This is a genomic window from Parahoeflea olei, assembly GCF_001703635.1.
In the GTDB taxonomy this organism is placed as follows: domain Bacteria; phylum Pseudomonadota; class Alphaproteobacteria; order Rhizobiales; family Rhizobiaceae; genus Hoeflea; species Hoeflea olei.
Genome location: NZ_LQZT01000002.1, coordinates 123,178 through 131,685, shown reverse-complemented (window position 1 = coordinate 131,685; position 8,508 = coordinate 123,178). Strand labels below are relative to the sequence as shown.

General features: G+C 65.5%; 9 protein-coding genes. 4 read left to right on the top strand and 5 right to left on the bottom strand.

Annotation, left to right across the window (positions count from 1 at the left end):
- The first annotated feature begins 199 nt into the window (after positions 1–199).
- From AWJ14_RS03725 to AWJ14_RS03710, 4 genes are read left to right on the top strand one after another with little or no spacing between them, the layout of a single operon-like run.
- Positions 200–1,450, top strand: coding sequence for a divergent polysaccharide deacetylase family protein (locus AWJ14_RS03725; RefSeq protein ID WP_066175120.1), 1,251 nt, complete (start codon positions 200–202; stop codon positions 1,448–1,450).
- A complete protein-coding gene (locus AWJ14_RS03720) occupies positions 1,447–1,992 on the top strand; it encodes an RNA pyrophosphohydrolase (RefSeq protein ID WP_066175118.1) in 546 nt (181 codons plus the stop codon). Before AWJ14_RS03725 ends, AWJ14_RS03720 begins: the two co-directional genes overlap by 4 nt.
- A gap of 1 nt (position 1,993) precedes the next feature.
- Positions 1,994–2,692 carry an aspartate/glutamate racemase family protein gene (locus tag AWJ14_RS03715; RefSeq protein WP_171904812.1) on the top strand — a complete coding sequence of 233 codons (699 nt, stop codon included), beginning with the start codon at positions 1,994–1,996 and terminating at the stop codon, positions 2,690–2,692.
- The gene (locus tag AWJ14_RS03710) at positions 2,685–3,215 is read left to right on the top strand and encodes a GNAT family N-acetyltransferase (protein WP_066175115.1); all 531 of its coding nucleotides are present in this window, start codon (positions 2,685–2,687) and stop codon (positions 3,213–3,215) included. Before AWJ14_RS03715 ends, AWJ14_RS03710 begins: the two co-directional genes overlap by 8 nt.
- A 99-nt stretch (positions 3,216–3,314) precedes the next feature.
- Here AWJ14_RS03710 and AWJ14_RS03705 read toward each other — a convergent pair whose 3' ends face one another.
- From AWJ14_RS03705 to AWJ14_RS03685, 5 genes are all read right to left on the bottom strand, one after another.
- Positions 3,315–3,722: a F0F1 ATP synthase subunit epsilon gene (locus AWJ14_RS03705; protein ID WP_066175114.1), complete on the bottom strand. Its 408-nt coding sequence runs from the start codon at positions 3,720–3,722 to the stop codon at positions 3,315–3,317.
- Between the two features lie 79 nt (positions 3,723–3,801).
- Entirely contained in the window at positions 3,802–5,361 is a 1,560-nt protein-coding gene (atpD, locus tag AWJ14_RS03700; RefSeq protein ID WP_066175113.1) for a F0F1 ATP synthase subunit beta, read from the bottom strand.
- A 24-nt stretch (positions 5,362–5,385) separates the two neighbouring features.
- A complete protein-coding gene (locus AWJ14_RS03695; RefSeq protein ID WP_066175111.1) occupies positions 5,386–6,264 on the bottom strand; it encodes a F0F1 ATP synthase subunit gamma in 879 nt (292 codons plus the stop codon).
- Between the two features lie 27 nt (positions 6,265–6,291).
- Positions 6,292–7,821: a F0F1 ATP synthase subunit alpha gene (gene atpA / locus AWJ14_RS03690; RefSeq protein ID WP_066175109.1), complete on the bottom strand. Its 1,530-nt coding sequence runs from the start codon at positions 7,819–7,821 to the stop codon at positions 6,292–6,294.
- Positions 7,821–8,381: a F0F1 ATP synthase subunit delta gene (locus AWJ14_RS03685; protein ID WP_066175107.1), complete on the bottom strand. Its 561-nt coding sequence runs from the start codon at positions 8,379–8,381 to the stop codon at positions 7,821–7,823. The genes atpA and AWJ14_RS03685 overlap by 1 nt, the downstream gene beginning before the upstream one ends.
- Positions 8,382–8,508: the final 127 nt, after the last annotated feature.

The following is an 8,508-nucleotide window of genomic DNA, read 5'->3' as shown; positions in this document are numbered from 1 at the left end:
GGACGACGTCCAGCTCAACTACGCGCTTGACCTGCTGCGCGGCGTGAAGACCGATCCGGCCTTCCCGCCCAACCCCGACCAGGCGCTCAACAAGAACTGACGCATGATCTCCCGGCCGCCCCGCCTGCAGACCGTTCCGGCTTGCAAGCGGGGCGGCCGACTGATTCAATGACGGTGATCGGGAGTCGGGCGGAACAGCGTGGGCGACAATATCCATAAGCCACTGGGCCAGGATCGCAGAGCCGGCAAAACCGAGGCCCCCCGGTCCGGCGGCATCCGGTTGGCGCCGGTGCTGGCCGTGATCGTGGTCTGTGCGATGGTCGGCGCGGCCGGATGGATCTCGGTCTCCGGCGCGCGCATCACCACCAATGAGGCCGTGATCGTCAGGGAAGCGCCGATCGCAGGCGACCCCGCCGAAATCGCCCCCGGCGATACACCCGGGAGCGACGCGGCCGCCTCCGGGACTGAAGCCACTGTCGAAGAGGACGGCGCCGCTGCGGTGGCGAGCCGCCACGGCCAGTCCGGCGCGGAAATCTCCACCACGCTCGGCGACGACGGCCAGGAAATCCTCAAGATCGCGCCCGCCGACCGGCCCGACAACCGTCCGGTGCTGCTGACCCCGACCGGCCGCATCGGCCAGGATCCGCGGCTCGCGCATCTGCCGGACCCCGCCATCACCCGCGACACACCGCAGGGGCCGCTGCCGGTGCGCGGAGCCGGAAACGAGCGCGCCTTCGACATCTATGCCCGGCCCTGGTCCGGCGCGCGCGGCGCCCGCGTCGCCATCATCGTCGGCGGCCTCGGCCTGAGCCAGACCGGCACGCAATATGCGATCCGCACCCTGCCCGAGGACATCACCCTGGCCTTCGCCGCCAACGGCAACTCGCTGCAGCGCTGGATGCAGGAAGCCCGCCGCCAGGGCCACGAAATCCTGCTGCAAATCCCGTTCGAACCCTTTGATTACCCGGCAAACGATCCCGGCCCCGGTACGCTCACGGTGGCGGCGGGCGCGGAAACCAATCTCGACGACCTGCACGCCGCGATGGGCCGCATCACCAATTACACCGGCATCACCAATTTCATGGGCGGCCGTTTCCTCGCCGACCCCGACGCGCTGGAGCCGGTGATGCGCGACATCGCCGACCGGGGCCTCATGTTCGTCGATGACGGCACTTCGGCGCAGTCGCTCACCGGCACCTTCGCCAGGACCCTCGGCATTCCCTACGCCGCCGCGGACATGGTGCTCGACGGCACGCAGGAGCGCGGCTACATTCTCTCGAGGCTCGACGACCTGGAACGGACGGCCCGGCGCAACGGCATGGCCGTCGGCGTGGCCTCCGCGTTCGACGTGAGCGTGGACGCAATCGCGGCCTGGGCCAACGAGGCCAAGGCGCGCGGTATCGAAATCGTGGCGGTCTCGGCGACCGCGGATGACCCGGAAAGACAATGAGCGGCAAATCGAAGAAGAAGCACGGCACCTCCCCGGTCAAGGCCGATGACCTGCCCTACCGTCCCTGCGTGGGCATCATGGTGCTCAATGCCGAGGGTCTGGTCTGGGCAGGCCGGCGCCTGTCGGCGGGCAACACCGAATATGACGGGTCGCCGCAGCTCTGGCAGATGCCGCAGGGAGGCATCGACGAGGGCGAGGATCCCTACCAGGCGGCGCTGCGCGAACTCTACGAGGAAACCGGCATGCGCTCGGTGGAGGTGCTCGCCGAGGCGCCTGACTGGATCTATTACGATCTCCCCGAGCACATGATCGGCATCGGGCTCAAGGGCAGGTATCGCGGCCAGCGGCAGCGCTGGTTCGCGCTGCGCTTCACCGGCCAGGAGAGCGAGATCCAGATCAATCCGCCACCGGCCGGCAACAGCGCGGAATTCGACGCCTGGGACTGGAAGCCGATGCGCGACCTGCCGGACCTGATCGTCCCCTTCAAGCGCAAGGCCTATGATCAGGTCGTCACCGCTTTCGCCCATCTGGCGGGAGGCTGACATGCAGCTGATCGGCCTGCTCGGCGGCTTGAGCCCGGAAGCGGTCGGCGCCTATTACCGGATCATGAACGACTATACCCGCAAGGCGCTCGGGGATGGCCGTTCGGCAAGGATCCTGCTGCATTCCATCGACAGCGGCGATGCCGAGGGCGATGCACGCGACCGTTCGGAGCTTGATTCGGTCCTGACGTCGGGGGCTTCGAGCCTGAAGGCCGGCGGCGCCGATTTCTTTCTTGCGGCCGACAGGCGCATCCACCAGGTCGCCGAAGGCTTGGCCGCCGCCTCCGGGCTCGACCTTTTGCACATCGCCGATCCCGTCGGCGCCGAGATGAAGAAGGACGGCTGCACCCAGGTGGCCCTGTTCGGCACCCAGCAGTCGGCCGAGGACGACTATTTCAGCGACCGGCTTGCCAGCAGCTACGGCATCTCGGTGATCGCGCCCGACGAAGCGCAGAGCAGGGAAATGGAGCGGATCCTGACCGAGGAGGTCGCACAGGGGATCCTGCATTCCGAATCCCGTGCCTTCGCCGCCGAGACCATCGTCGCGCTGCGCGATCGCGGCGCCCAGGCGGTGGTGATCGAATGCGCCCTGATCGGCATGATCGTGCCGCCCGACAGCGACGTCATTCCCGCCTATGACGCCACGCGGCTGCATGCGCGGGCCGCCGTGCGCCGGGCGATCGGAGGCAACCATGGCTGAGCGCCGCGGCATCGCCGGACAGGCCCTCTACCGCGCCATCGCCGCGGGCGACCATGCCGCGGTCCGCGCCCTGCAAGCCGCGATCTATGCGCCGGAGATCGCCAGCCGGTGCGACGCCCTCGCCCGCGAGCGGAGCGGGTCGCTGGCGCTGGTGGCAGAGATCGACGGCACCATCATCGGCCATGTGCTGCTGGTGCCGATCGAGGGGCCCGAGAGGGCACTGGCGCTCGCCCCTCATGCCGTTCTCGCCGCCTGGCGGGACATGCAGGTCGGAACCGAACTGCTGCGCCATGCCCTCGGGGCGGCCCGCGCCAGTGGCTGGCGCTCGGTGTTCGTGTTCGGGCAGCCGGGCTATTACGGTCGCTTTGGCTTCACCTCGCGCGCCGCCGACGCGGCAGAAGTCCCCTGCCAGGGTCCCCGTTTCCTGGCCCTGGAACTCATCGACACCGCATTGTCCGGCTGGGCCGGGCCGATCGCCTATCCCGACACCTTCCTTGCCATGGCCGGCGCAGCCCGCGCCTGAAACCCCGCTCCCAAGCTGTCGCTCCGATAGCCCCGGCCACCCAACAAAAAACGGCCCCGAAGGGCCGCCTGAAAAATCTGATTGTCCGTGGTGGCGAGCTCAGGCCGGCAGGATCGCGCCGTTCAGCGTGGTCAGCTGGTCGAGATATTCCTGCGCCTTCTGCTTGGCGGCGTCGGAGCCGGCATCGGCGAGGTCTTCGCGCGCGTCCTGGAGACGACGCGCCAGATCTTCCCGGTCGATATCGCCCACCGCCACGGCCGATTCGGCCAGCAGCGTGCAGCCATCGGGCACGATGTCCGCAAAGCCGCCGAACACCACATAGCGCTCGCTCTGGCCGTCGGCGGTCACCACCGTGACCACGCCCGGCTTGATGGTGGTCATCGTCGGGGCATGATGCGCCATCACCGTCATTTCGCCGGCCGAGCCGGGAAGCACGACCTGGCTCACGGATGCAGACATCAGCAGCCGTTCCGGGGATACGAGTTCGAAATTGAAGCTGTCAGCCATGACGTTCACTTTATCGCAATGCGGGTTTCATGCACCGCGCAGCCCGGCCGGAAGCCGGACTGCGCAGGCAGTTTCATGTTCAGGCGGCTTCTGCGGCCAGGCGCTGGGCCTTCTCGATCGCTTCCTCGATGGTGCCGACCATGTAGAAGGCGGGCTCGGGAAGGTGATCGTATTCGCCGTTGACCAGGCCCTTGAAGCCCTTGATCGTGTCCGCGAGGTCGACGAGCTTGCCCGGCGAACCGGTGAACACTTCGGCCACGAAGAACGGCTGGCTGAGGAAGCGTTCGATCTTGCGGGCGCGTGCCACGGTGATCTTGTCGTCTTCCGACAGCTCGTCCATGCCCAGGATGGCGATGATGTCCTGCAGCGACTTGTAGCGCTGAAGGGTCTGCTGCACCTGGCGGGCGGTTTCGTAGTGCTCGTCACCGACGATCATCGGGTCGAGCATGCGCGAGGTCGAGTCGAGCGGGTCCACGGCCGGATAGATGCCCTTTTCGGCGATCGAGCGCGACAGCACGGTCGTTGCGTCAAGGTGGGCAAAGGTCGAGGCCGGTGCCGGGTCGGTCAAGTCGTCGGCGGGGACGTACACGGCCTGCACCGAGGTGATCGAGCCCTTGGTGGTGGTGGTGATGCGTTCCTGCATGGCGCCCATGTCGGTGCCGAGCGTCGGCTGGTAACCCACGGCCGAAGGAATACGGCCGAGCAGAGCCGACACTTCCGAACCGGCCTGGGTGAAGCGGAAGATGTTGTCCACGAAGAACAGCACGTCCTGGCCCTGGTCGCGGAAATGTTCCGCCACGGTCAGGCCCGAGAGGGCGACGCGGGCGCGGGCCCCGGGGGGCTCGTTCATCTGGCCGTAAACGAGGGCTGCCTTCGAGCCTTCGCCGCCGCCTTCCTTGTTCACGCCGGATTCGATCATTTCGTGGTAGAGGTCGTTGCCCTCGCGGGTCCGCTCGCCGACGCCGGCGAACACCGAGTAACCGCCGTGCGCCTTGGCCACGTTGTTGATCAGTTCCATGATGAGAACGGTCTTGCCGACGCCGGCGCCGCCGAACAGGCCGATCTTGCCGCCCTTGGCGTAGGGCGCGAGAAGGTCCACGACCTTGATGCCGGTCACGAGGATTTCGGCCTCGGTCGACTGGTCGATATATTCCGGCGCGTCCTGGTGGATCGCACGGGTCGACTTGGTCTTGATCGGGCCGGCTTCGTCGACCGGCTCGCCGATCACGTTCATGATGCGGCCCAGCGTCTCTTCGCCGACCGGCACCGAGATCGGAGCGCCGGTGTCGGTGACCTGCTGGCCGCGAACCAGACCTTCGGTCGAGTCCATGGCGATGGTGCGCACGCCGTTTTCACCGAGGTGCTGCGCCACTTCGAGCACCAGGCGGTTGCCCATGTTCTCGGTTTCGAGCGCGTTCAGGATCGGGGGCAACTTGCCTTCGTCGAACGCGACGTCCACCACGGCGCCGATGACCTGCGTGATGCGGCCGACTGCGCCGGACTTCGCCGGTGCGCTCTTTGCGGTATCCGCCTTGGCGGCGCTAGCCGCCGCAGGCTTCTTGGCCGCCGCTGGTTTCTTCGCCGCTGCGGGCTTCTTCTCCGCTGCGGACTTGGTTTCCGGGGTAGCTGCCTTAGCCATGTGTCTTACCCTCTTCCGTGTACCTTAGAGCGCTTCCGCGCCCGAAATGATTTCGATGAGTTCCTTGGTGATCTGGGCCTGCCGCTGCCGGTTGTAGCTCATCGACAGCTTGTCGATCATCTCACCGGCGTTGCGGGTCGCGTTGTCCATCGCGGACATTTTCGCACCCATCTCACCTGCGACGTTTTCAAGCAGCGCCCTGAAGATCTGGACCTTGATCGAGCGCGGCAGCAGATCCTCGAGGATCTCCTCTGCACTCGGTTCGTAGTCGTAGATCGCCGCGGAGGACTGTGCTGCATCCGCCGAACCGGCCGTGGCCGGGATCAGCTGCTGCGACGTCGGAACCTGGCTGATGACGGACTTGAATTCCGAATAGAACAGGGTGCAGACGTCGAAGGCGCCTTCCTCGAACAGGCTCATGACCTTCTCGGCCACCGTTTCGGCTTCGGCGAAGCTCATCCGCTTGACTTCGCGGAAATCGACCCGATCGATGATCAGCGAGGCGTAGTCGCGGCGAAGGATGTCGAAGCCCTTCTTGCCCACGCACAGGATCTTGACGGTCTTGCCATCGGCCAGAAGCTTGCGGACATGTTCGCGGGCGAAGCGGGCGATCTGCGAGTTGAAACCGCCGCACAGCCCGCGTTCGGCCGTGCAGACGACGAGCAGATGCACGTCGTCCTTGCCGGTGCCGGTCATCAGCCGCGGGGCGTCGTCCCCGCTGCCCACGGCCTGGGCGATGTTGGACATCACCGCCGCCATGCGCTGCGAGTAGGGCCGTGCGGCCTCGGCCGCCTCCTGCGCGCGACGCAGCTTCGCCGCGGCGACCATCTGCATCGCCTTGGTGATCTTCTGCGTCGCCTTGACGGAGGCGATCCGGTTTTTCAGATCCTTGAGTGAAGGCATCCGTTATCCGTCCTCGGTCTGTTGCCCTTAAGCAAAGGTTTTGGCGTAAGCGTCGATGGCGGCCTTGAGGTTCGACCTGGTGTCGTCGCTCAGCGCCTTCTCCTTGCGGATCGTCTCGAGCACGTCCTTGCCCTCCGAGCGCATATAGGCCAGCAGGCCCTGCTCGAAGCGGCCGACGTCGCCGACCGGCAGCTTGTCGAGATAGCCGTTCACGCCGGCGAAGATCACCGCAACCTGCTCTTCCGTCTTGAGCGGCGAGAACTGGGGCTGCTTGAGCAGCTCCGTCAGGCGCGCACCGCGGTTCAAGAGACGCTGGGTGGCGGCATCGAGGTCGGAGCCGAACTGCGCAAAGGCCGCCATTTCGCGGTACTGCGCAAGCTCGCCCTTGATCGAGCCGGCAACCTGCTTCATCGCCTTGATCTGCGCGGACGATCCCACGCGGGACACCGACAGGCCGACGTTCACGGCAGGGCGGATACCCTGGAAGAACAGGTCGGTTTCAAGGAAGATCTGACCGTCGGTGATCGAGATCACGTTGGTCGGGATGTAGGCCGACACGTCGTTGGCCTGGGTTTCGATGACCGGCAAAGCCGTCAGCGAGCCCGAACCATTGTCTTCGTTGAGCTTTGCAGCGCGCTCGAGGAGACGCGAGTGCAGGTAGAAGACGTCGCCCGGGTAAGCTTCGCGTCCCGGCGGGCGGCGCAGCAGCAGCGACAGCTGGCGGTAGGCGACGGCCTGCTTGGACAGGTCGTCATAGCCGATCAGGGCATGCATGCCGTTGTCGCGGAAATATTCGCCCATCGCGCAGCCGGCGAACGGCGCCAGGAACTGCAGCGGAGCTGCATCCGAAGCGGTCGCGGCAACCACGATCGAGTATTTCAGTGCGCCACGGTCTTCGAGAACCTTCACGAACTGGGCAACCGTCGAGCGCTTCTGGCCGATGGCGACATAGACGCAGAACAGCTTGTCGCCGTCCGGCCCGTTGTCGTGAATGGACTTCTGGTTGAGGATCGTGTCGAGAATGATGGCGGTCTTGCCGGTCTGGCGGTCACCGATCACGAGCTCGCGCTGGCCGCGGCCGACCGGGATCAGCGCGTCGATGGCCTTCAGGCCGGTCGACATCGGCTCATGCACCGACTTGCGCGGCATGATGCCGGGCGCCTTGACGTCCACGCGGCGGCGTTCCTTGGCCTTGATCGGGCCCTTGCCGTCGATCGGGTTGCCGAGCGCGTCGACGACGCGGCCGAGCAGTTCCGGACCGACCGGCACGTCCACGATGGCGCCGGTGCGCTTGACGATGTCGCCTTCCTTGATGTCCCGGTCGGAACCGAAGATCACGACGCCGACATTATCGGCTTCAAGGTTGAGCGCCATGCCGCGAATGCCGCCGGGAAACTCGACCATTTCACCGGCCTGGACATTGTCGAGGCCGTAGACGCGGGCGATACCGTCACCGACGGACAGAACCTGGCCGACTTCGGAAACTTCGGCTTCCTTGCCGAAATTCTTGATTTGGTCTTTCAGAATTGCGGAAATTTCCGCGGCGCGGATATCCATCAGCCAACCTCTTTCAGTGCATGCTTAAGGGTGGAAAGTTTAGTGCGAAGCGATGTGTCCACCTGCCGCGAGCCGATCTTGACGATCAGGCCGCCCAGCAGCGACTCATCGACGGTGACATTGAGCGTCACGGTCTTGCCGGTCACGCCCGAAAGCGCAGCCATCAATTCTTTTTCCTGAGCGGCCGACAGCGCATGCGCCGTCTTGACTTCGGCGCTCACTTCGCCGCGCTCGCGCGCCACGGTGTCGTGATAGGAACGGATGATCGCCGGCAGGGCGAAAAGGCGGCGGTTGCGGGCAACGACCTTGAGGAAGTTGCCGACCAGGCCAGCAATGCCTGCCTTGCCGATCAGCGCCACGATCGCACGGGACTGATCGTCGGCGGAAAATACCGGGCTTTCGACCAGACGCCGCAAGTCGTCGCTGGAGTCGATCATCGCCTGAAAACGGTTGAGATCCTTCGCCACGGCATCGACCTGCTTGGCCTCCGAAGCCAGCTCATACAGCGAGGACGCATACCGTTCGGCGACACCGGAAATATGATGGGAGTTATCTGCCACGGGCGGGATTATCTCTCATTGGCAACCAAGATCCTGCACTAGGCCACGAAACGGAAAGGCAAGGTCTTGATTTTGTTGCGGTAACATTTGGAATTGCAAAGCCCGAAAGCTTGTTTTGCCCCAAACG